Here is a 24,640-nt window from a genome sequence, read left to right as displayed (position 1 = left end):
CACCGACCCCGCCCTGCCCACCGAACTGGTCACCCTGCTCGCGCAGGACGACGACGCAGGCGTACGCCTTCGGCTCGCCCACCACCACCCGGCAGCCCCGCCCGACCTGCTCCTCGACTGCTACCTGACCTACCCCGGCCCCGACCACCATCGCGACCTGCTCACCGAGCACCCGAACTTCCCGGCCGCGGGCCTCGGCAGGCGCTTCGCGACCGCGGACACGCCTGCCGAGCGCCATCTGGCCCTCCTGGACCCCGACTTGGCCCCCGACGCGGCCGAGCGGCTCACCCACGACACGGATGCCACCGTCCGCGCCGGGGCAGCCGCACATCCACGACTGCCCGCGCCCAGCCTGACGGCGCTCCTGGACGACGCGGAACTGGGCCCACACGCCGCGGCCAACCCCGCCCTGCCCCCAGCCGTGATGTGGAACCTCCTGTCATGATCACCGGTCCGTCACCCGAGGCTCCCTCCGCCCGAGTCTCAACCTCACCTTGAGGGTCAGGGAACTCGAACGCTGAGCGAGAACGTGAGGGAACCTGCCGCTGAACCCCCGGCGGATCATGGGAGACTCGGCGCCATGAACGGCAAGGCGGCGCCCAGTGAAGTGCGGTCAGGATCCGCGCGTTCCCGGCTGGACCGAGGGCGCGGAGCGCTCGGCCCGGCATTGGAGTTGGTGCATACGGGGCGTGCCCCGACCCGTTCCGTGCTCACCGCCGAACTGGGGGTCACCCGGGCCACCGCCGGAGTCGTCGCCGCGGAACTCGAAGCGCTCGGGCTGATCACCGTCGAGCCCGGTGCGGCCGGTGGTTCGCAGGGCCGGCCCTCGCACCGGCTCACCGTCGCCGAGGACGGCCCCGTCGTACTCGCCGCGCAGGTGCACGCCGACGGCTACCGTGCCGCGCTGGTCGGGCTCGGCGGCCGGATCGTCGCGACGACGCCCGGCTGCGAGAGCGTCGACGCCGATCCCGTACAGGTGATCAGCGCGGTGGTGGACGCCGGAGCCGAATTGCTCGAGACCTCCGGCCGCAGATGCGCGGGCGCCGGTCTGGCCGTTCCCTCCGCCGTCGAGGACCCCGAGGGACTCGCGCTCAATCCGCTGCACCTCGCCTGGCCGGTCGGCGCGCCCGTACGGCGGATCTTCGCCGAGCGGATCGCGGCCGCGGGCCTGGACGTGCGGGCCTTCACCGGCAACGACGTCAACCTCGCCGCGCTCGCCGAACACCGCCACGGCGCGGGCCGCGGCGCAGCCCACCTGCTGTGCGTCGCCACCGGCCACCGCGGGGTCGGCGGCGCGCTTGTGCTCGACGGCCGACTGCACACGGGCAGTTCGGGCCTCGCACTCGAAGTCGGCCACCTCACCGTCAACCCCGAGGGCCGGCCCTGCCACTGCGGCAGCCGCGGCTGCCTGGACGTCGAGGCCGACCCGCTCGCCTTCCTCATGGCGGCGGGCCGCGAGCCCGGCCCCGAGGTGTCGCTCCTTCAGCAGTCCACCGACCTGCTGCGCGACGCGTACGCCGAGCCACGGGTCCGTATGGCGGCGGAGGAGATGATCGACCGCCTGGGCCTCGGACTCGCGGGCCTGGTCAACATCCTCAACCCCGACCGCATCATCCTCGGCGGCCTGCACCGCGCCCTCCTGGACGCCGACCCCGACCGGCTGCGCGCGGTGGTCGCCGACCGCAGCCTGTGGGGCCGCAGCGGGGGAGTTCCCATCCTGGCCTGCACGCTCGACCACAACTCCCTGGTCGGAGCTGCCGAGTTGGCCTGGCAACCGGTCCTCGACGACCCGATGGGGGTTCTCGCATGAGCGGGCACGAGGCGTTCCACGAGGTCGCGGACGGCGTGTACATGGGCCGGGCCGACCGTGACGCCGCGCTCGACCGCGGCTGGCTCCTCGGCCACTTCAAAGACCCGGCCGACCCCCGGCACTGCGCCGAGCTGGAGATCAAGTGGGGCGTCCATCCGCCGGGTGACCGGCGCGCGGAATGGGCCACGGGAGAGATCCGCACGGCACTCCTGGTCCTGATCAGCGGCCGCTTCCGGATGGAATTCCCCGGCCGCGACGTGGTGCTCGCGGAGCAGGGCGAGTACGTCCTGTGGGGCAAGGGCGTCGACCACTCCTGGTACGCGGAGGAGGAATCGGTCGTCCTGACAGTGCGCTGGCCGTCCGTCCCCGGCTACCGGGTGGACCCACCGCCCGCCGACTGAACCGAGTCCACTCGGCCCACTTTGCGGGACGGGCCGTCCTCGGAGCGCCTTACGGATTAGCTTGAGATCAACAGTGGCGAGTGGTGCGGCCCGGGGAGGTGGCTGGCGGATGAAGGAGCACAGACCGACGCTCGAGGCGGTCGCGGCACGGGCGAGGGTCGGACGGGGCACGGCCTCGCGGGTGATCAACGGATCCGGTCCTGTCAGCCCGGAGTCCCGCGCAGCCGTGCTGCGCGCCGTCGAGGAACTCGGCTACGTCCCCAACTCGGCCGCCCGCGCCCTGGTGCGCCAGCGCACGGACACCGTGGCGTTCGTCGCGGCGGTGACCGACGACCGCGGGTTCTGGGAGGACCCGTTCTACTCGCCCCTCGTGCGTGGCGCGTCCGCGGCGCTCGCCGCCGAAGGGATCCAGCTCCTGCTGGCCATCGCGCAGTCCCGGCAGGAACACGCCCAGCTCACCGCGTTCCTCAGCGCGCGCCACGTGGACGGTGTGCTGCTCAGTTCGCTGCACGAGGGCGATCCGCTGCTCGGCAGGCTCGACGCGAGCGCCGTACCCACGGTGCTGGTGGGTGCGCCCGCCGGCTACACACCGGCGTACGGCGTCGATGTCGACAACGTGGCCGGCGGACGCCTCGCCGCGCACCATCTGATCGAGCGCGGCCGTCGGCGCATCGCCGTCATCACGGGACCGCTCAGCATCCGCGCCAGCATCGACCGCTGGCACGGCTTTCGCGCCGTGCTCGACGAGGCCGGGCTGGCCCACGGGCCGGTCGCGCACGGCGACTTCTCGCGCGTCTCCGGCGAGGAGGCCATGCGGCAACTCCTCGCGGCCGACGAGCAGTTCGACGCGCTGTTCGCGGCGAACGACCTCATGGCCGCCGCCGCACTGGACGTACTGCGCGAGTCCGGACGGTCGGTTCCGGACGATGTCGCCGTCGTGGGCTTCGACGACACCTGGGTCGCCGCGGCCGCCGACCCTCCTCTCACCTCGATCCACCAGCCCCTCGAAGACATGGGCCGCGAGGCAGCGCTCCTGCTGCTCGCCCGGCTGCGGCAAGACGATGTTCCGGAGCCGAACGTGCTCTTCACGCCCCGTCTTGTGGTGCGCGAGTCGGCGTAGGGGCAACGCCCTTTTGGGGTAAAGGAGTTACCGCGTGGACCCTTGGCCGGGTCTCCGGCCAGGAATGTCCAAGGTCCCGCACCCGCCTGTCCAAGGACCGCATAAGTCTCGCCGGTTACGTTGCGCCCCATGACTCCCCTCACTCGGAGAACGCTCCTCACGGCGGGTGGGCTCACACTGGCCACCGTGCCGCTCGGCGGACTGACCGCCGCCGAAGCCGCCGCCGTCAAGAAGCCGCAAGCGCCCGCTGCCGCCCTGGATGTCATCAGCGACATCCAGGGCGATCTCGCCGACTTCGGCAAGGCGCTGGACACCCTGTCCGGCCTCGGCGCGTCGGAGGCTCTGGTCATCGCCGGCGACTTGGTGGCGCAGGGCACCGTGCAGCAGTACGAGGATCTCTACGGCACCCTTGCCGACCACCCCCACCCCGAGCGGGTACTGGCCGCGCTGGGCAACCATGAGCAGTACAACTCCGACCCGTTCGACACCCAGGTCAAGCGGTTCCTGGAGTACACAGGCATGCCCGATGTGTACTTCCGGACGACCGCGGCCGGGCTGCCGTTGCTCTTCATCGGCACCACCGCTCCGGCCGTCAACGGCACGAGCCCGCCGTTCGTGACGCTCGGCGCATCCCAGTTGAGCTGGCTGGACTCCACTCTGAACGAGCTGTCCGCCGAGCCGTACGTGCTCATCTTCAGTCACCACGTACTGCCGGGCACCGTGTCCGGCACCGTCGGGGACGACAAGGCGGGCTTCTACGACCAGGACTTCGTGGACGAGACCGACCTGCTGACCATCCTCGGCCGGCACCCCAACGTCATCTTCTTCTCCGGCCACACCCACTGGGACCTCGGCCGCAGCGACTGGGCCGCCCGGAAGATCGTCGAGGGCGGAGACCCGGCCGGCTTCACCGTGGTCAACACCGGCTTCATCCAGACCCTTTACGGTCCCGACGGCAACGGTGGCGAGAAGGCGATCAGCGGTGCCGAGTCGCAGGGCCTGCGAGTCCTGAAGGGCACGGACGGCAGGCTCACCATCGAATCCCGCGACCTTCGGCGCAACAGAGTGATCCGTACTCTGCCGGTCTGAGTTGCGGCAGGGACAACGAGCCGCTCCGAGGGATGTCCCCGCGGACAGCCCTCGGAGCGGCTCGCGTGCGCCCGACGACCTGCGCGGTGGGCGGGCAACGCAGGCAGGGCTCCGCTCGCCGTACTCCCGTGGCAGGCGGACGGACGCGGTCCCCCATCAGCCAGGCGACCACCGGCAGAGGCGATCCCGCCGCAGCCCGGGCCCCCGCGTACTCCCGGGGGAGCAGCCGGACAGCCGCTGTCCGTACGACGACCCGGACCCCCTCCAGGAGCGAGTCTCAAAGCATCGAGAAGCAATGAGACCTCACCGAGGAGATGGTTCGGATGCAGACCCTGGCGCACTTCGGCGACGGCGGGCCCGGCCCGTGGATCCTGCTCTTCCCGCTGATCTGGGCGGCCGTCGTGATCGGCGGGATCACGCTCCTGCGCCGCACCGTCTGGCGCGGACGCGGACCGCGGGGGCCGTGGCGTGAGCGCCCCGACGCGCAGAGCCCGATCAGCGTGCTCGGCCACCGCTTCGCCTCCGGCGAGATCGACGAGGACGAGTACTGGCGGCGGCTGACCGTCCTGAACGAGGAGTTCGGGCTCCGCGAAGGCCGCAAGGGCGGTGCGGCATGAGCACCGCGACCCTGACCGCCACCGCCGCGCGGGTCGTCGACGCCGTGAAGGTGTACGGCATCGGCGACACCGAGGTGAGGGCCCTTGACGGGGTGAGCGTCGACTTCACGGCCGGCCGCTTCACCGCGATCATGGGGCCCTCGGGCTCCGGCAAGTCCACGCTCATGCACTGCGCCGCCGGCCTCGACACGCTCAGCTCCGGTTCCGCGTTCATCGGCGATACGGAGCTCGGGGCCCTCGACGACAAGCGGCTCACTCTGTTGCGACGCGACCGTGTGGGGTTCGTGTTCCAGGCGTACAACCTGCTGCCGACCCTCACCGTGGCCGAGAACATCACGCTGCCGATCGACCTCGCGGGCGGCAGGCCCGACCGTGAGTGGATCGACGCCCTGGTCGATGTGGTCGGCCTCGGCGACCGGCTGCACCACCGCCCGACCGAACTCTCCGGCGGACAGCAGCAACGCGTCGCCGTGGCACGGGCGTTCGCCGGTCAGCCCGACGTCGTCTTCGCCGACGAGCCGACCGGCAACCTCGACTCCCGCGCGGGCGAAGAGGTCCTCGGGCTGCTCGGCCGGGCGGTGCACCGGATGGGCCGCACCGTGGTGATGGTCACGCATGACCCGGTGGCTGCCGCCCACGCCGACGAGGTGGTCTTCCTCGCCGACGGCCGGCTCGTCGACCGGATGGCCGCGCCGACCGCCGACAAGGTCCTCGACCGTATGAAGGCCTTTGACAGTCGTACCAAGGGGCAGGGAGGACCGTCATGAACACGGCCACGGCGCGGATCAGCCTCTCCTCGCTCCGCGCCCACAAGCGCCGCTTCGCCGGCACGTTCACCGCCGTCCTGCTGGGCGTCGCCTTCCTCGCGGGCACCCTCGTGATGGGCGACACCCTCAAGGCCAGCTTCGGCTCGATGTTCGGCAACGCGGCCGGCGGCACCGACGCGGTCGTGCGCAGCGCCGACACCATCACCACACCCGGCGAGAGCCAGGGAGTGCGCAGCCCGGTGGACACCGCGCTCGTGGACCGCATCGAGAAGGTGCCGGGTGTGGCCGCCGTCGCGCCCGGCATCCAGGGCGCCGGTCAGCTCGTCGGCAAGAACGGCGACCCGATCGGCGGCGCGGGTCCGCCCACCCTGGCCGGCAACTGGATCGCCGACCCCGAGCTCAACCCGTACCAACTCGCGGAAGGCCGCGCCCCGCAGAAGTCCGGCGAGGTCGTGATCAACCGCGGCGCGGCGAAGAGCGGCGATCTGAAGATCGGCGATACGACGACGCTGCGCACCCCCGACCCGGTGAAGGTGACCGTCGTGGGCCTCGCGACGTTCGGCGGCGCGGACGGGATGGCGCAGGTGACCTTCACGGGCATGACGCAGGCCGACGCGGAGAGGTACCTCACCCCCAACCCCGGTGAGGCGGCGACCATTTCGGTCCGTGCGGGGCCCGACGTGAGCCAGCAGCAGCTCGTCGACGCGCTGACTCCCGTGCTGCCTCAGGGCGTCGAGGCCATCACGGGCCAGGCGTCCGCCGAGGAGAACACGGACATGATCTCCGGGCAGTTCCTCGACCTGTTCACCACCTTCCTGCTCGTCTTCAGCGGCATCGCCCTCCTGGTCGCGACCTTCTCCATCCACAACACCTTCGCGATCGTCGTCGCCCAGCGCACCCGTGAGAACGCACTGCTCCGCGCGCTCGGCGCCTCGCGTCAGCAGGTCCTCGGAGCCACCCTCGTCGAGGCGGCCGTCGTCGCCGTGGCCGCCTCCGCGGCCGGACTGCTCGGCGGGATCGGCATCGCGGCCGGGCTGCAGGCCCTGTTCCCGGCGATCGGATTCCCGTTCCCCGAGGGCGACTTGGTCATCAAGGCCCTCTCGATGGCACTGCCGCTGATCGTGGGCATCGTGGTCTGCCTCGGTTCCGCGCTCCTGCCGGCCGTACGGGCGGGACGCACCGCGCCGCTCGCCGCCCTGCGCGAGAGCCAGGTCGACGACTCCGGAGCCTCGCGCCGGCGTGCGGTCGCAGGCGGTGCGCTGAGCGTCCTGGCGCTGGCGATCACGCTCGTCGGTGTCCTCGTCAGCCCCTCGCTGTGGCTGGCCGGTACGGGAGCGGTGCTGGCCCTGGTCGCCTTCGTGGTCCTCGGGCCGGTCGCGTCCAGCCGCGCCGTACGGATCCTCGGCGGACCCCTCGACCGGCTGCGCGGAGTCACCGGAGGCCTCGCCCGCCGCAACGCCCTGCGCAGCCCCAAGCGGACCGCGGCCACCGCGAGTGCGCTGATGATCGGGGTCGCGGTCGTCGGTCTGTTCACCGTGTTCGCCGCGTCCCTCAAGGCGACCATGGACCAGACCGTGTCCCGTTCCTTCGCGGGCGATGTCGCCGTGAGCGTGCCGGCCTTCGGCGCGGGCGGCAGCGGCCTCAGCCCCCGGCTCGCACCCGCCATCGCCGAGCTCCCCGAGGTCGACAACTCCGTGGGCCTGGGCAGGGGGGTGGCCGAAGTCGACGGCGCCGGACGCCAGTTGACCGTGACGGACCCGGTGGACCTGGCCAAGGGCTTCGACCTCGGCACCGTCGACGGCTCGCTGCGGAGCCTGGGCCGCGACGGACTGGCGATCGCCCGCGACGAGGCCGGCAAGCGGGGTCTCACCGTCGGCGACACGGCCCGACTGACCTTCACCGACGGCAAGAAGGAATCCTTCACCGTACGGGCCGTCTTCGACCGGTCCGAACTCGCGGGCGACTACGTGATCACCCGTGAGGCCTGGGCCCCGCACCGCGCACAGGACTCCGACACTCTGATCGCGGTGACCTTCAAGGACGGTGTGAGCGCGTCCGACGGACACGCGGCGGTCGAGAAGGCGGCGGCCGCGTACGGCGGTCCCGAGGTCCAGACCCGGGACGAGTACGCGCAGTCGGCGGCCGGCGGCATCGACATGATGCTCACCCTGGTCTACGCCCTGCTCGCGCTGGCGGTCCTGATCGCGCTGCTCGGCATCGCCAACACCCTGACCCTGTCCGTGCACGAACGCACCCGCGAACTGGGCCTGTTGCGCTCCGTGGGCCAGACCCGCGCGCAGCTGCGGGCGATGGTCCGCTGGGAGTCGGTCCTGGTCGCCGCGTTCGGTACCGCGGGCGGGCTCGCGCTCGGCGGCTTCCTCGGCTGGATCCTGGTCAAGGCCTCGGACGGCGCGAGCGACAGCGCGTTCGCCTTCGCCCTGCCGCCGCTCCAGCTGACGGTGGTGGCCCTGGTGGGCCTCGCCGCGGGCGCGGTGGCCGGCCTCCGACCTGCCCGGCGGGCGGCAAGGCTGAACGTGCTGCGGGCCATCGCCGCGGAGTGACCGCGCACCACCTGCACAGCGGCTGACGGCGCTCCCTCCGCTTGGAGGCAGGGCGCCGTTACCCCGTACGGAGCAGAGTGCTTCGAACCCGTACGGAGGCGATGCTCCCAACCGTTACGGAGGAGGGCGCACCCACCCCGTACAAGAAAAAGATCACCGCCCGGTCAGCCCACCACGGCCGGCCGGGCGGGAGTCTCGGTGAAGGGGATCGCGCCGTGCATCGGGTACGCCGGGAGCGCCACCGCCGGGGACGGGGCCGGCAGCGTGAACCACACGGTCTTGCCCGCCGGGCCCTGCGGCCGTACACCCCAGCTCTCGCTGACGGCCGCGACCATCGCGAGCCCGCGTCCGCAGGTGGCCAGCGGATCGGCGGTGCGGATCTGCGGCATACGGGGGTCGTGGTCGTGCACGGAGACCGTGAGGTGGTCGAGCAGCAGCTCGATCTCGACCGTGCACATCTTGTCCGGCTCGGCATGCCGGTGGACGTTGGTGAGCAACTCGGTGACGGCGAGCGCGGCACAGTCGATCAGAGGATCGAGATGCCAGTAGCGCAGCTGCGCCGAGACGATTCTGCGGACTTGCCCGATCCGCGACGGCAGGGCCTGGAGCTCCACCGCGCAGTGCCTGCTTGGCTGGCTGATCACGGCTGCGACTCCCCGAATTGAGGTCCGGAAGAAGACGGCTGACGCATCCGAAGTCGCCTCCGGATGTCCCACAGTGGCTGCCTGCTGGGCGGTGGCTGGGTCGCAGCGTGACCGCCGTTGAACCCTGAGTAGTGAGGTGAGTCCAGGGTGACCCAGGGGATACGGCTGTGCAACTTGCGTGACGTACCGCGAGGTCACACGGCGGGGCGCGACCCCGTCGGCCCCGCGGGTCAGCTGCGCTTGAAGCGGCCGGTGGCCTGGCGCACGGCCTCGATGAAGCGGCTCGCGGCGGGCGGTCCCGGCTCGCCGGGAGCCGGGTCGCGCTCACCGAGCGTGAGCGAATAGCGGGTGCCGTTGACGGTGGCGAGAGCCTTGTCCTCGGGCACGAACCAGGGCTGACCGGCGCTCACCTCGGTCAGGGGCGCGCTGTCGATCTCGCGCCCGCTGCTCGTCAGCAATTCCAGGCGGCCGCCCGTGATACGCACCTGCCCGGCCCGGGTGAGCGAGCGCAGCCGCCGGCCGATCCGCACGCCTGTGGCCCGAAACTCCGTCTCCGCCATGAAGCTCGCCCCCAAGCTGTCCGCAACCGCCGTGGTCCGCCCCCGCCGCGAACGGCTCGCCGCCGGGGGACGGTGCTGGCAGTCTGCCCGCGATACGGCTCGAGCACCAGTGCCCCTCAGGACGTCGCACACCTGTGCCCCGGTTGCGCGTGACGGGCGTGCGAACTGGGCGCCCCAAGGGTGCCTTTGGGCTCCCCAAAGCTGCGTTTGTGCAGGTGAGAAGCGTGGGTTGGATGTCTATGCTTGAGGCGGAGCAACGGCTTCGCCGAGACGTTTTCAGCGGGCCGGAAGGGCCTGCCGGGAGATCCGGCAGGTATTCGGCAACCAAGGGAGCGTCCGCGGTGAGCACGGTGGAGAAGCCTCAGACCTCAGCGGTGATGTCCACCGTCGACGTGGACCGCAGCGATCTCGCCTACCGGCGCTGGCTGAAAGAGGCCGTGCGCAAGGTGCAGGCGGACGCGAATCGCAGCGCCGACACCCATCTGCTGCGCTTCCCGCTGCCGGAGCAGTGGGGCATCGACCTGTACCTCAAGGACGAGTCGACCCATCCGACGGGAAGTCTCAAGCACCGCCTGGCCCGTTCGCTGTTCCTCTACGGACTGTGCAACGGCTGGATCCGCCCCGACGCCCCTGTGATCGAGGCGTCGAGCGGGTCGACCGCCGTGTCGGAGGCGTACTTCGCGAAGCTGATCGGGGTGCCGTTCATCGCGGTGATGCCGCGTACGACGAGCGCCGAGAAGTGCCGACTCATCGAATTCCACGGCGGGCAGTGCCACTTCGTGGACGACTCGCGCGCCATGTACGAGGAGGCGGCCGCGCTCGCGGAGCGCACCGGCGGCCACTACATGGACCAGTTCACGTACGCGGAGCGGGCCACCGACTGGCGCGGGAACAACAACATCGCCGAATCGATCTACCAGCAGCTGAGGTTGGAGCGCTACCCGGAGCCGGCCTGGATCGTGGCGACGGCGGGCACCGGCGGCACCTCGGCCACGATCGCGCGCTATGTGCACTACATGCAGCACGACACCCGGATCTGCGTACCGGATCCGGAGAACTCCTGTTTCTTCGAGGGCTGGCTGAACGGCGACCCGGGCTGCACCAGCGACTGCGGCTCCCGTATCGAGGGAATCGGCCGCCCGCGCATGGAACCCAGCTTCGTGCCGGGAGCGATCGACCGCATGATGAAGGTCCCCGACGCGGCGAGTGTCGCGGCCGTACGAGCCCTCGAGTCGGCGATCGGCCGCAAGGCGGGCGGCTCCACCGGCACCGGTCTGTGGAGCGCGCTGAAGATCATCGCCGAGATGGTCGCCGCGGGGGAGAAGGGCAGCGTCGTCACCCTCATCTGCGACCCGGGCGACCGCTACCTCGACAAGTACTACTCGGACAGCTGGCTCGCCGAACAGGGCCTGGACATCGGCCCGTACAGCGCGGCCATCGAGTCCTTCCTGGAGACGGGGATCTGGCCCGGCTGACGCGACGGGTCAGTCGACTGGCCCCGCTGGACCCCGCGGCGGACAAGTGCTCAGGAGCGTCCACCCCGGCACCAGCGCCGCGCCGTGACCGTCACACCCTCGCCCGCGATCTCGTCGACAACGACCTGAACTTCCTTGTCCACGAGGGTGCGTACGACGGCGACGCAGCCGGTGGAGCGTACGCCCTCGTCATCGACGAGCAGGCCGAAGAAGCCCAACGCGCCTTGGGGCGGCTTCGGTTCGGTCGCGTCGAGCGGCCGTGCGCTCCACCGGGCCGTCACCAGCGTCGCGTCCTCGTCGCGGCTGATCCCGCCCTGCTCCCGCACGATGATGCGGTCCGCGGTGAACTCCCGGTACAGGCCACTGATCCAGTACGGCTCCCGCGTCGCGAATCGCTCGGCGGCGGCGCGGTCCGCCACCTCCACGACATGCACGCTGCCGGTGTGCTCCTCGCCGTCCTCCGAGAGCGTCGGGCCGCGCAGCACGAGCCGGTCGGCGAAGCGGTCCATATATGACCAGTGCGCCTCGCCCTGCGCGATCATCCGGTCCTGGACATCCGGTGCGTCTTCGGCCTGTACGTAGAACAGCATGCGCAGAAGGTACCGGGGAAGCTGCGTCGCTCCGCGACCGGCTACGAAGTGCGTGCCTTGGTGAGCTGCTTGTCGAGCGAGGACACCGCCCCGCGGAACGCCGTGCCGAGCCCCGGCGACGCGATCTTGAAGAACGCGCGCAGTGGAGCCGCGCCGTCCACGGCGAACGTCCACTGGACACGGCTGCCCGTCCTGGCCGGAGTGATCCGCCACTCCTCGACGAGATGACGCACGCCCGGCGCGTTGGTCTCGTCCACGCGGTACGCGTACACCTCGTCGGGCTCCTTGGCGAGGATGGTCTCCTCGAAGCGGATACCGCCCGCCAGTTGAACGGTGCGCCGCGCGCCCTCGTCGTGCGGAACGGCACGCTTGACCGACCGGAACCACGTGGGCAGGGACTCCACTTCCTCGGCTATCGCGTGGTACGCCTCGGCGGGCGTCGCGCTGATCTCGCGCGCGAACACCAGACGTACGGGCGCCACCTCGAGAAAGTCGAGCCCCACCGGGCTCAGTCGGCGTGCCATGGCAATCCCCCCAGTTGAATCCAGCAGCTCAGCGCCCGTCGGCCGGGCCCGGACACCATAGCTGAGGGTGCGTCAGCTTCGGAAGGACCGCTCGCGCTGATCGGTCGGCCACGGCGCAGTTCACGGACAGCAACTGGCCTGGCTCGCCCGGTGGTTCAGCTCCGCGGCTCTTCGGAGTCCTTGCCCGCGACCACGAGCCGCTGTACCCGGTCCGCGATCTCCTCGCGCACCTCGCCGGGCAGACCCGCATCCGTCACCCAGGTGTCGACCTGCTCCAGCTGCGCGAAGGAACTCAGGCCCACCGTGCCCCACTTGGTGTGGTCCGCGACCACCACGACACGGCGCGCGGACTGCACCAGGCGGCGGTTGGTCTCGGCCTCGGCGAGGTTCGGCGTGGACAGTCCCGCCTCGATGGAGATGCCGTGCACGCCGAGGAAGAGGAGATCGAAGTGGAGCGTCCCGATCGCCTGATCCGCGACCGGCCCCACCAGCGAGTCCGACGGAGTGCGCACGCCACCGGTCAGCACCACCGTCGCCGCACCCTGCCCCTGGCCGCCGCTGCGCTGCGCCGCGTGGAACACGTCGGCCACCCGCACCGAGTTGGTGACCACGGTCAGATCCGGGACGTCGAGCAGCCGGTGCGCCAGCGCGAAGGTGGTCGTACCGCCGGACAGGGCGATCGCGCTGCCGGGCGCCACGAGTTCGGCGGCCGAGCGCGCGATGTCCTCCTTGGCGCTGAGCTCGAGCCCCGACTTGGCCTCGAACCCGGGCTCGTGCGTGGACGCCTCGACCACCGGCACCGCGCCGCCGTGCACCTTCTCCAGGACACCCTGGCGGGCCAGCGCGTCCAGGTCGCGGCGCACCGTCATGTCGGAGACACCGAGCTTGCGCGTCAGTTCGTTGACGCGCACCCCGCCGCGGCGCCTGACCTCGTCGAGGATCAGGGCGCGGCGCTGTTCCGCGAGGAGGTTCTGGTTCTCGCTCACGCCCGCTCCCACTCCTGTTGCCGTCGCGTCGCCCCTCGGGCGAAAGAGCCCTCATCTTTGCACGTGACACCGTGTTCGCGTCCCTGCGGTCCGAGGGAGGGAACGGAACCGTACACGGCGGGGAGATTCCGTGACGAGGGGTGCACACGGGCCGGTGGTGGCGGGATCCTGATCTCGCACACGTTCACTCAGTACGTAGGTGACTCACGGGGGAGCTGCTGACCGGTGCAGCGTGCCACGGCGGAGAAGACCGCTCTTGAACTGCTCGTCCACGGAGTGGGCGGGGCCACACCCGAGAAGATGCTCGGTGACCCGCGCACCGTGCGGATCACCGGTGACGACACCGCGGCCATATACCGCCGCACCGATGACGCGGACGCCGAACAGCGCCCCGAGGACTACCGGGACAAACCCGTCGCCGAGGCCTACGTCTGGTGCGGCCTGACCTCAGGCAACGGCGCCCGCGCCCTGTGGCTGCTCCTGCTGCCGTTCATGGTGGCCAACCTCGCGCACTGGATGCGCCCGAGCTCCCGCGGGCGCAGGCGCACCATCCGCGTGTACGGGGTCCTGGTCCGGCTCGTCGGGCTCACCCTGACCGTGCTCCTGGTCGCCGCGGCCTGCGAGGTCGCGCTCGATCTGACGGCCTGGCAGTGCGCGGGCACCCCGTCCTGCGCCGACGACCGCGCATGGCTGGGATTCCTCTCACCCGAGGTGTCCGGTGGCGGCTGGTGGAGCCAGCCCGGACGCCGGCTCGCACTCGCCGCGCTCGTGCCCGCCGCGCTCACCGGACTGCTCTGGTACCTCTCGCATCGCACCTGGAGCGCGTACGAGTCGGCGCAGCCGTATCCGCAGCAGCAGGAACAGGAGGAGGACACGCACCGCAGCGCCCTCTCCCGGCCCGGCTTCTGGTACGGCCGCCCGTTCGTGGCCCGGCTGCGCGCCGCGCACACCGCGGCCGGACTGCTCACGGTCGCCGCGGCGGTCGCCACTTCCGCGGCCCGCCACGACCGCGAGGCCGGCGGACCCGCGCTGCTCGACGGTGCGGGCCGGGTACTCGAAGGCGTCCTGATCGCGGGCGGCCTGATCGTCGTGTATGTGCTGTGCCGCCGAGGCCGCAAGGACACGACCGTGGACGCGCATCTCGACCGCATGGTCGTCACCGTCCTGCCGCTCGCCTCGCTCGCCGTCCTCGCCCTCTGTCTCGTGTACGCGGGGTGGGACCGACCCGACTGGGTCTCGTCCGGCCGGCTTCCCGGCGACCAGACCTTCGGCGGGATCACGCTGGTGCAGGGGCTCCTCGTCCTTGCGCTCGCCGTCGTCGCGACCGTCCTGTACCGCAGCGATCCGTTGGCGAGCACAGCCCTGCGCGGCCTGGGCGGCCCCTGTGTGGCGATGCTGGCCTGCGCGCTCGGCGGGGTGATGTCGGGCGGCGTGGCCCAGCGTGTAGGCGACTGGCTGGACGGGTCGGCCACCCCGGGCGACGCCGACGCTCCGCTGCCGGGCCCTCCGGTTCTGCTGTCCTGGCAGGCCGCCATGATTCCGCTGCTTCTCGTCGTGGTGCTGCTGCTCGTCCTGGTCTTCGGCGTGCGGACGGTGCGCCGCCGGCGTCTCGAACAGGCCCGGGTGGAGCGGGAGTACGCGGGGGAGCGGCCGCACGAGCCCCGTACCCGGAAGATCGCCCGGGTGCGCGCGACCGCCGCGCTCACCGACAGTGCACCGGTGCTCATCGGCTGCGTCGCGGCCATAACGCTGATGCTCGGCGCCGGCGCCCTGATCGGGGCGTGGACCACCGGTGAGGTGCCCGGAGTGGCGGCGGCCGGCGCTCCCGGGTTCATCGGCGGGGCAGCTCAGACCGCGCAGGCGCTCGGATCCTGGCTGATCGGCTTCGGTTTCATACTGTTCGTCACCTGGGGCCGGCGCGCCTACCGTGATGCCTCCGCGCGGCGCACCATCGGCATCCTGTGGGACGTCGGCACGTTCTGGCCACGGGCCGCGCACCCGTTCGCGCCGCCGTGCTACGCGGAGCGCGCGGTGCCGGATCTGACCTGGCGCATGGCCACCTGGACACAGCAGACCGAAGGCCGCCTGATCATCTCCGGGCATTCCCAGGGCAGTGTCCTCGCGGCCGCTGCCGCCTGGCAGTTGAGCCCGGCGGTCCGCAAGGGCGTGGGGCTGCTGACCTACGGCTCACCGCTGCAACGGCTCTACGGGCGGTGGTTCCCCGCACACTTCGGACCCGCCGCGCTCACCGCGCTGCACCGCGAAGTCGACTGCTGGCGCAATCTGCACCGGCCCACCGACCCCATCGGCGGACCGATCGGCCTCGAAGGCGAGTGCGGTCCGGCCGTCGACCATCCTCCGCTCAAGGACCCCTTGGCGTACGGGCGTACACAGACGCATCCGCTGCCCGCGCCGATCCTCGGGCACTCCGAATACCAGGCCGACCCGGCCTTCGACGAGGAGCGCGAGGAGCTGCTCCAGCGGTTGCGGCCCGCCGTGACCCAGGGGCTCGGCGCGGTCCCGTCCCAGCCCGGGCCCGACTCCGAGGGATCTCAGGGCAGTTCGGGCAGATCCTCCGGGTAGAGCAGGGTCAGGTCGTCCGTGTCCACCTCGGCGAGCTGGGCGACCCGGCCCGCATGCCGTTCCACCATCGCCTCGAAGGTCTGGCGCGCGGTACGGCCGTTGCCGAACGCCGGACCCTTCGGCAGCACCGTGAAGTACTTGAGCAGCGCCTCGCCCGTGTGGGGCGCGAGCCGGTACTCGTGCTCCTCGGCCTGCTGCTCCACGATGCTGAGCAGCTCCTCGGGGGAGTAGTCGCCGAAGGTGATGGTGCGCGAAAAGCGCGAGGCCACACCGGGGTTGACGGACAGGAAGCGCTCCATCTCGGCCGTGTAGCCCGCGACGATCACGACGACCGCCTCGCGGTGGTCCTCCATCAGCTTCACCAGGGTGTCGATCGCCTCGCGTCCGAAGTCGCGCCCCGAGTCCTCGGGGGACAGGGCGTAGGCCTCGTCGATGAACAGCACACCGCCGCGGGCCTTCTCGAAGGCCTCCTGGGTACGGATCGCGGTCGAGCCGATGTGTTCGCCGACCAGATCGACCCGGGACACCTCGACGAGATGGCCCTTGTCCAGGACACCGAGCGCGGCCAGGATCTCCCCGTACAACCGCGCGACCGTGGTCTTGCCGGTTCCGGGAGAGCCCGTGAACACCAGATGCCGGCGCGCGGAAGCCGCTTTGAGGCCCGCCTGCTGACGCTTGCGGCCGACCTCGATCATGTCGGTGAGCGCCCGCACCTCCCGCTTGACGCTCTCCAGGCCCACCAGCTTGTCGAGTTCACCGAGCACGGCGTTCGACGTGCGCACCGGCACCGGCGACGGCTCCTGCTCCGTGCTGCGCTGCCCCGGGATCGTCCCGAGCAGCCCGACGGTCTGCGTGGCCGTCTGCACCGCCGTCTCCTGGACGACAGGGCGGGTGACCGTGCTCTCGTCGCTGGTGCAGTCCTCGACCTGCGGACCGTCCTCCGCGAACTCGTAACCGCCGCGCGCGCATCGCTCCGTACGGCATTTGCGCAGCGTCGTACGGCAGCCGTCGAGCACATGGAAGCCGTAGCCGCCACTGCCCGTCACACGGCAGCCGTGGAACGAACCGCGGCCCTCGGCCGACACGTAGAAGCCCGCCTCCGCGGGCGAGGTCACCGTGCAGCGTTCGATCGAGGGATCGGCTCCCTTGGTGACGATCACGCCGGTCTGCGCCGCGTCGATGGTGCAGCCGGACAGCGTGCCGCCGCTGCCGTGGTCACGGAACCAGGCGCCGGTCGCCGCCTCCCGGATCCGGCAGTCGTCGAGCTGGGCGGTGGCGCCGTCGCTCACCGACACGGCGGTGTTGCGTACTTGGGAGAGATCGGAGTCGACCACGTCCACGCGCGAGCCGCGGTCCAGGACGAACAAGGCATCCGGCACATCGTGGACGCGGCACGCGTCGAGCACCGCGGTGGCGCCGTCGCTGACCCAGACCGCCGGATAGTCGCCCGTACTGTCGTGGATCTCACACTGGTTGGCGTCCACGCGGGTGCCCGGATCCCACACCGAAAGGCCGTTGCGTCCGAAGCGGCTCACCGTGGAGCGCGTGAGGGTCAGCACCGAACGCGAGCGCAGATCCACCGCGTTCTCCGGGATGTCGTGCAACCGGCAGTCGGAGAGGGTCAGTACCGCGTCCGTGTCGAGCGTGATCCCGTCGGCGGTGGTGCGGTGCACATCGCAGTCCGTGAGATGCGCCGTGGCCCGTGAAGTGACCTGGACGCCCGCGCCCTTGATCTCGTACACCTCGCAACCCAGCGCCTCGAGCGCCGAGTTCTCCCCGGTGACGCTCAGGCCCGCGCCCGATGCTTGGTGCACCCGGCAGCGCTCGAGCCGCGGGTGCGCACCACCGCGCACCACGACACCGGTCTGCCCGGCAGCCACGACCTCGCACTCCTCGAACACCCCGCCGCCACCGTCGAGTACGGCGATCCCGATGCCGGCCGGATTGTCGACGGTGCAGCGCCGCACGGTGGGCCGCGCGCCGCCGCGCACTTCGAGGCCGCTCGCCGAGCGCGTCACGATCCGCAGATCCGCGAGCTGGGGCGCCCCGTCCTCCACGAGCAGCGCGGGGGCCGCCGCGTCCTGCCCTTCGAGCTGCAGATCCTGTACGACGGCGGAGGCCCGGACCGTCAACGGCACCCCGTCCGCGGGCGCGAGCCGCACCGAACCGGGCGAGCCCTCGGGCCCGCGCAGGGTCACGGCCCGCAGCACCACCAGGTTCTCGCGATACGTGCCGGGGGCGACGGTCAGGACATCGCCGTCGCCCGCCGCCTCCAGTGCGGCGGCGAGGGAGGCGTACTCGCCGGTGCGGCGCCGCCACCGCGACGTGCCGGTGTGCGTGACCTGGACCGTGCCCTGAGCCATGGCGCTGCTTAGCCCCCACCTCTGCGTATTCGTCGCGTCTGACGCACCACCGTAGCGTGCGCGCGACGACCGCATTGACCGGTCGGCCAGGTCGTCACCGTGACGAGGAACCTCCGTCGCCGAGCGTGGCCGGCGGCCTCAACTGCCGGTACCGGTACGCCCCCAGTCGGGGCCCGCCTTCGCCCACTCGGTGTCCCACTGGGCGTAACGGCGGCGCAGCATCGACCAGACGGCGAGCCGGCGCAGCCCCTCGATCAGGCCGACCGTGAGACCGGCCGCACCGATTCCGGCGAGCGCGGCATGGACACCGGCGGTGCCTGAGGCCATGGGCGGTGCGACGGGCCTGCCCTGGTCGTCGACCCAGAGGGTGAACGCTTCGCCGACCTGCGGGTGGGCCCTGCCGCTGGCCACGGAGCCGTGCTGCCAGGTGCCGTCCGGAGCCTGCCAGTCGGCCTGGACGCGGGCACCGGTGTCCTGATGGCTCGAGGTCTCGGGGTCGGGATCGACGCGGTAGTGCCCGGAGATTTTGTCTACCGTCGCCTGTACACGATGCCGGGAGTCATGCTGAACTTGTACTGCACGGTTGAGCGCCGCACTGCTCGATGCCCCGACAGCGGCCCCGACGAGTGGTGCCACAAGGAGCATGGCGAGCAATGCGGACAGTGCGACCCAGGCCTCCAGGGCGTCGGTCGCGCGGCGCAGCGGATTGCCCCGCCAGCGCCACAGTCCTGTGATCATTTGCAACACTGCGCACCCCTTCCGTGTCCGCGGTGACGGCACGGGACGGTTCAGTACAACAGGTGCCCATAACGGACGGCGTCATCCCTGCGATGGCGCCCCTTTTGATCGCCTCGGGCGCGCCACGGCCGCGGGGCATTCGCGCTGCCTGTGATTCTCCCCCGTCGCGCTGCGGTTTCCCAGAGCGGGGTCAGGCTTCGCGGCTGTCCGTGGAGGGCCGAGCGGCTCGTCGCCCGTGCCGGGGCCGGCCCGACGGATCCTGACCGAAGGTCTCCAACAGGTGGGTGACCAGCGGATTGTGGTCGTTCGCGCGCCAGGCGACGGCCACGTGTGTGCGGGCGGTGCCGGGCGCGATCCTTCGGAACGCGACGCCCTCGAGGCGGATGCGCCGGATGCTAGCGGGCGCCAGACAGACACCGAGACCGGTCTCCACGAGCGCGCACACGGTCTGCCACTCCACCGCGCGCTGGACCACCTCGGGGGTGAACCCTGCCGCGGTGCACAGAGCGATGATCCGGTCGTGCAAGGCCGGGCCGACGGCGCGGGGCAGGAGTACGAACGGGGAGTCCGCCAACTGCTCCACTCGTACCGTCCGTTGGGCGGCCAGGGGATGGGTCGAGGGCAGCACGGCCACGAAGGGTTCGCTGAGCACCGTCCTGAAGCCGAGCTGCGGTTCGTCGGCCGGGGGTTCGCGCACCAGACCGACGTCGATGCTCCCCTCGTGCAGGGCGGCGAGCTGCGGTGCGGTGGTCATCTCGTGGATGTCGAGCCGCACGCCGGGGAACCGGTCGCGATACGTGCGCAGCAGACCGGGCAGGACCGTCAGGGCGAGCGAGGCCGCGAAGCCGATCCGCAGCGTGCCTGCGCGGCCGCTGCCGGCGTCCCTGGCCGCGGACAGCCCGTCGGCGAGGGCGGTGAGTGACTGCCGTGCGGCAGGCAGGAGTTCACGGCCGGCCGGGGTCAGGGCGACACCACCGGAAGACCGGGTGAACAACGCGTGGCCGACCTTGTCCTCGAGGCGGCGGATCTGCTGGCTCAGCGGCGGCTGTGCGATGCCGAGCCGGGCGGCCGCGTGGCCGAAGTGGAGTTCCTCCGCGAGGACGATGAAGGCGTGCAGTTGAGGCAGGGGGAGTTCGGGGCGCTCCATACGCCTAGAGATATCAGAGCATCCGCAGGGACGTATTAGACGTATGGGGGCCGGCCGCTTAGCGTTCGGCGCATGACAGAGCGACGCGCGATCCTCAGTGGTTCGTCCTTCGAGGAACGGATCGGCTATGCCCGTGCCGTGGTCGACGGCGACTGGGTGCATGTGTCCGGGACGACCGGATTCGACTACGCGACGATGACGATCTCCGACGATGTGGTCGAGCAGGCCGAGCAGTGCCTGCGCAACATCGAGGCCGCACTGACCGAGGCGCAGTGCACGTTCGCCGACGTGGTGCGGGTGCGTTATCTGCTGCCCGACCGCGAGGACTTCGAGCCCTGCTGGCCGGTTCTGCGCCGCTGCTTCGGCGAGATCCGCCCGGCCGCCACCATGCTGATGTGCGGTCTCGCCGACCCCAGGATGAAGATCGAAATCGAGGTGTACGCCCGCCGGAAGGCCGGCTGACCTGCTGCCCGGTGGCCGACGAGGGCGTCGTCATTCCTTCCGGCGGCGTGATGCTCGCGCTGACGCCGTCGGACGGGAGTGATCAGTCCCCCTGAGACCAGGCGGCGCTCGGCAACGACAGGTAGACGCCGAAGTCGTCGAGTCCGGTTGCCGCGTGGATGCCCGCATGCAGCTCATCCACGCGCTCTTGGCGGTCGGCTTCCCTGTCGGCGGTCCACTTCGACTTGATCTCGATCACCACCGCCAGGCCGCTGCGGTCCAGCGGGCCGAGCGGCCGGAAGCGGATCTCGACATCACCGGGTTGCAGATCGCCGTCATAGGGCTCCTCGGCGCACTCCACAGCCAGAGACACCAGGTGCGGCAGTACTTCGCCGAGTTCACGCAGCCGGGGCTCGGGCACCGTGGGCGCATAGGTCACTTCGACAAGCGGCATCCTCGACACCCTAGTCGCAGACCCGACCGAGCCGGTGGGCGCGGAGGCCCCTCGTCATCCGACGAGGGGCGAAGCGTTGACGTACAGGCTCAGTCGAGCAGCCGCACCGCATCGCCGATGCGGATGGTGCCGGTGGTCTCGGGGATCAGGTTCTGGCCGAAGACGAGTTCGTCGTCGAAGCGGCGGTGGCGGGCCAGCGTGCGCAGCGGCTCCTTGCCGCGTTCGGCGGTCGTCTGGTTCGTGGTCGTCACGACACAACGCCCACAGGGCTTCGCGACCCGGAAGACGGCCTCCCCGATCGCGACCCGCCGGAAGTCGTCCTCGGCCCACGGGGCGGTGCCCGCGATGACCACGTTGGGGCGGAAACGGTTCATCGGCAGCGGACCCTCGTCGGCGTGATCGCCTTGAGCGATCAGTGAGTTGAGGGCGTCGAGCGAGGCGAGCGTGGTGAGCAGCAGCGGATAGCCGTCCGCGAACGACACCGTCTCGCCGGGCTCGGCGTACTCGGGGTCGATGGGCCGCCGGGTGGCCGGATCGTCGAGATGGACCAGCCGGACGTCGGTGTGCAGGTAGTCGCTGAACCAGGCGTGCGCCTCATCGTCCGCCAGCACGGCCTCGATCTTGTCCTGCCACACCCCCACCGTCACGGTCTCCTTGGACTCGGGAACGGTGACGGACAGCGCAGGGCGGCCGGGCGCGGTGAACGTCACGCCGCCGGTCGTCAATTCCGGCTCCACCAGAGCCAGTTGACGCTGCCCGCGCTGGGTGACCAGCCGACCGTCGGTGTCGACCAGGAGCCAGCGCCGGTCACCGGCGAGACCCCAGGGTTCGACCACGGCTGAAGGCGGCGCGAAACCTCGCGCCGCCTTCAACGGGTGCACATGAATCGAATGCAGTGTCATCGAATGCGATGTCGCGGTCGGCATGACACCCATCCTGCCAGTCCGCTCCGAGGCCCCCGCAGCCGGTCGATCAGTAACCGCGGCCGCCAGGATGCTGGCGGTAGTACGGGTCCTCGTACGGCACCGGCGCCGGTGCGGGCCGCGGGGCGGCCGGCCGCATGGCCTCGTAGCCGGACCCCGCCACCGGGCGCTGCGGCTGCGGCATCGGCTGCGCGCCGGCGTAGCCACCGCGCTGCACCGAAGGCTGCTGTGGGATGTACGGGGCAGGCGCGTGCTGCAGGGGCGCCTGCTGCTGGCCGTAGGAGTACGAGTGCTGTGCGGGCCCCGGCGAAGGGGCGGCCGGCAGCGCGGGAAGCGCGGCCGGCAGGGCGGGCAGGTAGCTGCCCGACGTGTCGTACGCGGAAGGCACCCGGATCGGGGCGATCTGCGGCGTACCCCGCTCGGCCACGAGGGAGTCGTAGATCGGGGTGTCCGGGAAGGACGGCGCGGAGTAGTAACCGCCGCCGTAGGTGGAGCGGGGGGAGGTCATGGCACATAAGTTAAGCCCACGATGTGCTGGTTGGATAGCCCTGACATCAGTGGGGCTTGTGTGGAAATCATCAGGACTTGACGCACCCGTTTCGCTTTGCGAGCCATGAGCTCAACTCGGCGGCCTCAAAGACGCATACGAACGGTCAAAATGTCGCTCAATTGTCCAGTTTGGTTTCGCGGAACCGGCCACGGGACAGGCACGGCCCGCGCAACCTCGGACTTGGGCGGCGCGGGCCGCAGAATCGTGTGGCGCGGCGAAGGCCCGGATCCGTTCGAGTCGGCGTCCTCGAGGAGCGGGAGCCCGGCGCATGCAGGGGGCGCGCGACGGGTGGCCGGCTGCCCTCTTGACCGCACAGGGAAGTTCACCCGGGACGGTGAGCCGAACTGGCGCCGTGACCAGGGGGCCCGGGTCCAGGGGCCGGCTTCTAGCGCAGCCCGACCTTGCGGGCGAGCCGGCCCAGACGGCGCCGCACCGTGGAACGCCGGACGGCGGGGGCCGGGGCGGGCAGTTCGGCCTTGATCTGACGGAAGTGGTCGGCGCGGGTCCGGGCGAGATACGCGTCGTCGGTCAGCGGCTCCGCGATCTTCCAGGCCCGTCGGTGATCACCCTCGTAATGCAGCACGAAGGCCTTGGCGAGTTCCAGTACGGACCGGAAAGGGATGCCGTCCGTGTGATCGCGGTCGATCCGTTCCTGTACGGCGGAGATGAGATCGATCTTCTTCTCGATGCTGAAGTCGTCCTCGGCGATGGCCCGCAGGACGTCGTCCGGAATCCGCTCGGTGACCTCGAAGGCCAGGGTCGAGCGGATCGGCGGGCCCGCGAGCTCGATGTAGGGGAGCAGCGCACCGGTGCTGTAGTGCAGCCAGGGCAGCCGCGGACCCGCGAAGTCCTGGTGCAGCAGCACCGATCCGGGGCGAAGCCGCGGCAGAAAGCGCTCGGCCACACAGGTCCACACCCGGGCCGTCTTGGCGATGTCGACATGGAGGAACTCGACGGGCCGCTTCTCCTGCGGGTCGGAGGTCTCCCAGATGTCGCCGGCGTGTATCTCGACGAAGTCGAGGAAGGGTCCGAGGACTTCTTGGAAGTCCTCGAGGAAGGAACTCTGCCCGTCCGGCGCCTTCCCGCCCGCGAAGAACTTCTCGGTGGCGAAAGTGCCCTTTCCGACCCGGAAGAAGTCGTACGCGTGCAGCTTCGCCGAACTCCGCTCGAACTCGGGGTTCTCGCTCAGACCCAGTGCCGCGGCGTAAGTGGAACCCCCGCCGCCCGAGCCCAGTTCGATCAGGTCCCCCTGCGCGCCGGTCAGCCGATGCTTGCCGAGCAGATAGAGAAAGCGCAGTTCGAAGGCGCTGCATTGGGTGTACGGAAGGTTCTCGGGCAGCTGGACGGAGTCGAGCTGCGGGTAGAGCTGGCCGAGGGTCGGCATGGTGACCTCATGTCTCGCGCGGAACCGGTGAACGTCGAACGGCGGAGCCAAGTGGTGGGGGGAGAAAGGCACTTGTGGGTGTCGCAGGCTCGCGCGCGCGGATGGATGCGCCGTGACGACCCGGCGTACGCGCCATGAACGGCGCATCGCCGTACGACGGTGAATGCCGTGGGAGAACCCGGGGCCCGCCGGGAATTTGCCGTGAAGAGCGGAGGCGCCGGACCCGGCGGTCGGGCTAAGTTGTGCGGGAACATCCGGGGTCTCACCGGCGACGATGCCCGGTGGCCCCGCCGGTGGGGACCTTGTCGACGCGATGACGCGCTAGTGGGGGCACGAATGTCCATGCAGTCCATGCCTAAGGGCTCGAACGTTGCGGTGCCCGCGCCCGCCGTTCGGATCGAGATCGGCTGGCAGTCGGGCCCCGGTGTGCCCGACGCCGATGCCTCGGCGCTGCTGCTCGCGGGCGGCAAGGTGCGCAGCGACGCGGACTTCGTCTTCTACAACCAGGCCGCGCACACGTCGGGCGCGGTGCGGTACGAGGGCAAGCGCGCCGAAGGCGGCCAGACCGTCGACAGCCTGAGCGTGGACCTCGGGCGGGTGGAGCCGGCCATCGAAACGATCGTGATCGCCGCATCGGCCGACGGCGGCACCTTCGGACAGGTGCCCGGACTGCACATCCGCGTCGTGGACGCGGCGAGCGGCGCGCAGATCGCGCGCTACGACAGCGCGGACGCCTCGGTCGAGACGGCCTTCGTCCTCGGTGAGCTCTACCGGCGCCAGGGCGCGTGGAAGTTCCGCGCGGTGGGCCAGGGATACAGCAGCGGGCTCGAGGGTCTGGCGACCGACTTCGGGATCACCGTCGACGAGCCCCAGCAGGCGGCGCCCGCACCCGCGGCCGCCCCGGCCGCGCCCG

General features: G+C 71.0%; 23 protein-coding genes and 1 pseudogene. 12 read left to right on the top strand and 12 right to left on the bottom strand.

Annotation, left to right across the window (positions count from 1 at the left end; genetic code table 11):
* The 8 genes and pseudogenes from ABT367_RS31785 to ABT367_RS31750 all read left to right on the top strand — a co-directional run.
* A pseudogene (locus ABT367_RS31785) lies at positions 1 to 445 on the top strand (translation initiation factor 2); the annotation flags it as partial.
* A 135-nt stretch (positions 446 to 580) separates the two neighbouring features.
* Positions 581 to 1,810 (top strand): ROK family protein, encoded by a 1,230-nt coding sequence (locus ABT367_RS31780; RefSeq protein WP_352256730.1) that lies wholly within the window; start codon positions 581 to 583, stop codon positions 1,808 to 1,810.
* Complete coding sequence (locus tag ABT367_RS31775; protein WP_352256729.1) at positions 1,807 to 2,211, top strand: signal peptidase I; 405 nt, start codon at positions 1,807 to 1,809, stop codon at positions 2,209 to 2,211. The genes ABT367_RS31780 and ABT367_RS31775 overlap by 4 nt, the downstream gene beginning before the upstream one ends.
* Positions 2,212 to 2,320: 109 nt before the next feature.
* Positions 2,321 to 3,331: a LacI family DNA-binding transcriptional regulator gene (locus ABT367_RS31770; RefSeq protein WP_352256728.1), complete on the top strand. Its 1,011-nt coding sequence runs from the start codon at positions 2,321 to 2,323 to the stop codon at positions 3,329 to 3,331.
* 129 nt (positions 3,332 to 3,460) lie between these two features.
* A complete protein-coding gene (locus ABT367_RS31765) occupies positions 3,461 to 4,420 on the top strand; it encodes a DUF4073 domain-containing protein (RefSeq protein WP_352256727.1) in 960 nt (319 codons plus the stop codon).
* A 323-nt stretch (positions 4,421 to 4,743) separates the two neighbouring features.
* A complete protein-coding gene (locus ABT367_RS31760; RefSeq protein ID WP_352256726.1) occupies positions 4,744 to 5,037 on the top strand; it encodes an SHOCT domain-containing protein in 294 nt (97 codons plus the stop codon).
* Complete coding sequence (locus tag ABT367_RS31755) at positions 5,034 to 5,804, top strand: ABC transporter ATP-binding protein (RefSeq protein ID WP_352256725.1); 771 nt, start codon at positions 5,034 to 5,036, stop codon at positions 5,802 to 5,804. Before ABT367_RS31760 ends, ABT367_RS31755 begins: the two co-directional genes overlap by 4 nt.
* On the top strand, positions 5,801 to 8,365 hold the full coding sequence (locus ABT367_RS31750; protein WP_352256724.1) for an ABC transporter permease: 2,565 nt from the start codon (positions 5,801 to 5,803) through the stop codon (positions 8,363 to 8,365). The genes ABT367_RS31755 and ABT367_RS31750 overlap by 4 nt, the downstream gene beginning before the upstream one ends.
* 164 nt (positions 8,366 to 8,529) lie before the next feature.
* Here ABT367_RS31750 and ABT367_RS31745 read toward each other — a convergent pair whose 3' ends face one another.
* Positions 8,530 to 9,009 (bottom strand): ATP-binding protein, encoded by a 480-nt coding sequence (locus ABT367_RS31745; RefSeq protein ID WP_352256723.1) that lies wholly within the window; start codon positions 9,007 to 9,009, stop codon positions 8,530 to 8,532.
* A 230-nt stretch (positions 9,010 to 9,239) separates the two neighbouring features.
* Positions 9,240 to 9,569: a hypothetical protein gene (locus ABT367_RS31740; RefSeq protein ID WP_352256722.1), complete on the bottom strand. Its 330-nt coding sequence runs from the start codon at positions 9,567 to 9,569 to the stop codon at positions 9,240 to 9,242.
* A 377-nt stretch (positions 9,570 to 9,946) separates the two neighbouring features.
* Between ABT367_RS31740 and ABT367_RS31735 the strand changes: the two genes are divergently transcribed.
* Complete coding sequence (locus ABT367_RS31735) at positions 9,947 to 11,044, top strand: PLP-dependent cysteine synthase family protein (protein WP_352256733.1); 1,098 nt, start codon at positions 9,947 to 9,949, stop codon at positions 11,042 to 11,044.
* 50 nt (positions 11,045 to 11,094) lie between these two features.
* Here the strand turns inward: ABT367_RS31735 and ABT367_RS31730 are convergent, their stop codons facing one another.
* The 3 genes from ABT367_RS31730 to ABT367_RS31720 form a co-directional block, all read right to left on the bottom strand.
* Positions 11,095 to 11,634: a YciI family protein gene (locus ABT367_RS31730; protein WP_352256721.1), complete on the bottom strand. Its 540-nt coding sequence runs from the start codon at positions 11,632 to 11,634 to the stop codon at positions 11,095 to 11,097.
* 41 nt (positions 11,635 to 11,675) lie between these two features.
* Positions 11,676 to 12,158 (bottom strand): SRPBCC family protein, encoded by a 483-nt coding sequence (locus ABT367_RS31725; RefSeq protein WP_352256720.1) that lies wholly within the window; start codon positions 12,156 to 12,158, stop codon positions 11,676 to 11,678.
* A 155-nt stretch (positions 12,159 to 12,313) separates the two neighbouring features.
* A complete protein-coding gene (locus ABT367_RS31720) occupies positions 12,314 to 13,144 on the bottom strand; it encodes a DeoR/GlpR family DNA-binding transcription regulator (RefSeq protein ID WP_352256719.1) in 831 nt (276 codons plus the stop codon).
* Between the two features lie 300 nt (positions 13,145 to 13,444).
* Here ABT367_RS31720 and ABT367_RS31715 point away from each other — a divergent pair, with 300 nt between their 5' ends.
* On the top strand, positions 13,445 to 15,727 hold the full coding sequence (locus tag ABT367_RS31715) for a hypothetical protein (RefSeq protein ID WP_352256732.1): 2,283 nt from the start codon (positions 13,445 to 13,447) through the stop codon (positions 15,725 to 15,727).
* On the opposite strand, the gene ABT367_RS31710 is transcribed toward ABT367_RS31715, so the two are convergent.
* The 3 genes from ABT367_RS31710 to ABT367_RS31700 all read right to left on the bottom strand — a co-directional run bounded on the left by ABT367_RS31710 (position 15,697) and on the right by ABT367_RS31700 (position 19,975).
* Complete coding sequence (locus tag ABT367_RS31710) at positions 15,697 to 18,090, bottom strand: right-handed parallel beta-helix repeat-containing protein (protein ID WP_352256718.1); 2,394 nt, start codon at positions 18,088 to 18,090, stop codon at positions 15,697 to 15,699. The genes ABT367_RS31715 and ABT367_RS31710 overlap by 31 nt on opposite strands.
* A 138-nt stretch (positions 18,091 to 18,228) precedes the next feature.
* Complete coding sequence (locus tag ABT367_RS31705; RefSeq protein ID WP_352256717.1) at positions 18,229 to 18,828, bottom strand: Rv1733c family protein; 600 nt, start codon at positions 18,826 to 18,828, stop codon at positions 18,229 to 18,231.
* A gap of 190 nt (positions 18,829 to 19,018) precedes the next feature.
* On the bottom strand, positions 19,019 to 19,975 hold the full coding sequence (locus tag ABT367_RS31700) for a LysR family transcriptional regulator (RefSeq protein ID WP_352256716.1): 957 nt from the start codon (positions 19,973 to 19,975) through the stop codon (positions 19,019 to 19,021).
* A 72-nt stretch (positions 19,976 to 20,047) separates the two neighbouring features.
* Here ABT367_RS31700 and ABT367_RS31695 point away from each other — a divergent pair, with 72 nt between their 5' ends.
* A complete protein-coding gene (locus tag ABT367_RS31695) occupies positions 20,048 to 20,437 on the top strand; it encodes a RidA family protein (RefSeq protein ID WP_352256715.1) in 390 nt (129 codons plus the stop codon).
* Between the two features lie 82 nt (positions 20,438 to 20,519).
* On the opposite strand, the gene ABT367_RS31690 is transcribed toward ABT367_RS31695, so the two are convergent.
* The 4 genes from ABT367_RS31690 to ABT367_RS31675 form a co-directional block, all read right to left on the bottom strand.
* Positions 20,520 to 20,870 carry a hypothetical protein gene (locus ABT367_RS31690; protein ID WP_352256714.1) on the bottom strand — a complete coding sequence of 117 codons (351 nt, stop codon included), beginning with the start codon at positions 20,868 to 20,870 and terminating at the stop codon, positions 20,520 to 20,522.
* An 89-nt stretch (positions 20,871 to 20,959) separates the two neighbouring features.
* The gene (locus tag ABT367_RS31685) at positions 20,960 to 21,772 is read right to left on the bottom strand and encodes an MOSC domain-containing protein (protein ID WP_434975583.1); all 813 of its coding nucleotides are present in this window, start codon (positions 21,770 to 21,772) and stop codon (positions 20,960 to 20,962) included.
* A 70-nt stretch (positions 21,773 to 21,842) separates the two neighbouring features.
* Complete coding sequence (locus ABT367_RS31680; protein WP_165329607.1) at positions 21,843 to 22,301, bottom strand: DUF6643 family protein; 459 nt, start codon at positions 22,299 to 22,301, stop codon at positions 21,843 to 21,845.
* A 427-nt stretch (positions 22,302 to 22,728) separates the two neighbouring features.
* On the bottom strand, positions 22,729 to 23,727 hold the full coding sequence (locus tag ABT367_RS31675; protein ID WP_352256712.1) for a class I SAM-dependent methyltransferase: 999 nt from the start codon (positions 23,725 to 23,727) through the stop codon (positions 22,729 to 22,731).
* 351 nt (positions 23,728 to 24,078) lie between these two features.
* Here ABT367_RS31675 and ABT367_RS31670 point away from each other — a divergent pair.
* Positions 24,079 to 24,640 (top strand): TerD family protein (locus tag ABT367_RS31670; RefSeq protein ID WP_352256731.1); only part of this gene is annotated, 562 nt, incomplete at its 3' end.

Origin of the sequence: Streptomyces mesophilus, assembly GCF_040300965.1 — a bacterium.
Taxonomy (GTDB): domain Bacteria; phylum Actinomycetota; class Actinomycetes; order Streptomycetales; family Streptomycetaceae; genus Streptomyces; species Streptomyces mesophilus_A.
This window is presented reverse-complemented; position numbering and strand designations above follow the sequence as displayed.

Bases quoted from the DNA above. Each gene is read 5' to 3' on its own strand.
- ABT367_RS31675 (WP_352256712.1), bottom strand. From the start codon at position 23,727: ATGCCGACCCTCGGCCAGCTCTACCCGCAGCTCGACTCCGTCCAGCTG.
- ABT367_RS31710 (WP_352256718.1), bottom strand. From the start codon at position 18,090: ATGGCTCAGGGCACGGTCCAGGTCACGCACACCGGCACGTCGCGGTGG.
- ABT367_RS31765 (WP_352256727.1), top strand. From the start codon at position 3,461: ATGACTCCCCTCACTCGGAGAACGCTCCTCACGGCGGGTGGGCTCACA.
- ABT367_RS31705 (WP_352256717.1), bottom strand. From the start codon at position 18,828: ATGATCACAGGACTGTGGCGCTGGCGGGGCAATCCGCTGCGCCGCGCG.
- ABT367_RS31780 (WP_352256730.1), top strand. From the start codon at position 581: ATGAACGGCAAGGCGGCGCCCAGTGAAGTGCGGTCAGGATCCGCGCGT.
- ABT367_RS31740 (WP_352256722.1), bottom strand. From the start codon at position 9,569: ATGGCGGAGACGGAGTTTCGGGCCACAGGCGTGCGGATCGGCCGGCGG.
- ABT367_RS31760 (WP_352256726.1), top strand. From the start codon at position 4,744: ATGCAGACCCTGGCGCACTTCGGCGACGGCGGGCCCGGCCCGTGGATC.
- ABT367_RS31680 (WP_165329607.1), bottom strand. From the start codon at position 22,301: ATGACCTCCCCCCGCTCCACCTACGGCGGCGGTTACTACTCCGCGCCG.
- ABT367_RS31700 (WP_352256716.1), bottom strand. From the start codon at position 19,975: ATGGAGCGCCCCGAACTCCCCCTGCCTCAACTGCACGCCTTCATCGTC.
- ABT367_RS31730 (WP_352256721.1), bottom strand. From the start codon at position 11,634: ATGCTGTTCTACGTACAGGCCGAAGACGCACCGGATGTCCAGGACCGG.
- ABT367_RS31770 (WP_352256728.1), top strand. From the start codon at position 2,321: ATGAAGGAGCACAGACCGACGCTCGAGGCGGTCGCGGCACGGGCGAGG.
- ABT367_RS31775 (WP_352256729.1), top strand. From the start codon at position 1,807: ATGAGCGGGCACGAGGCGTTCCACGAGGTCGCGGACGGCGTGTACATG.
- ABT367_RS31695 (WP_352256715.1), top strand. From the start codon at position 20,048: ATGACAGAGCGACGCGCGATCCTCAGTGGTTCGTCCTTCGAGGAACGG.
- ABT367_RS31750 (WP_352256724.1), top strand. From the start codon at position 5,801: ATGAACACGGCCACGGCGCGGATCAGCCTCTCCTCGCTCCGCGCCCAC.
- ABT367_RS31715 (WP_352256732.1), top strand. From the start codon at position 13,445: ATGCTCGGTGACCCGCGCACCGTGCGGATCACCGGTGACGACACCGCG.
- ABT367_RS31690 (WP_352256714.1), bottom strand. From the start codon at position 20,870: ATGCCGCTTGTCGAAGTGACCTATGCGCCCACGGTGCCCGAGCCCCGG.
- ABT367_RS31685 (WP_434975583.1), bottom strand. From the start codon at position 21,772: ATGACACTGCATTCGATTCATGTGCACCCGTTGAAGGCGGCGCGAGGT.
- ABT367_RS31735 (WP_352256733.1), top strand. From the start codon at position 9,947: ATGTCCACCGTCGACGTGGACCGCAGCGATCTCGCCTACCGGCGCTGG.
- ABT367_RS31725 (WP_352256720.1), bottom strand. From the start codon at position 12,158: ATGGCACGCCGACTGAGCCCGGTGGGGCTCGACTTTCTCGAGGTGGCG.
- ABT367_RS31755 (WP_352256725.1), top strand. From the start codon at position 5,034: ATGAGCACCGCGACCCTGACCGCCACCGCCGCGCGGGTCGTCGACGCC.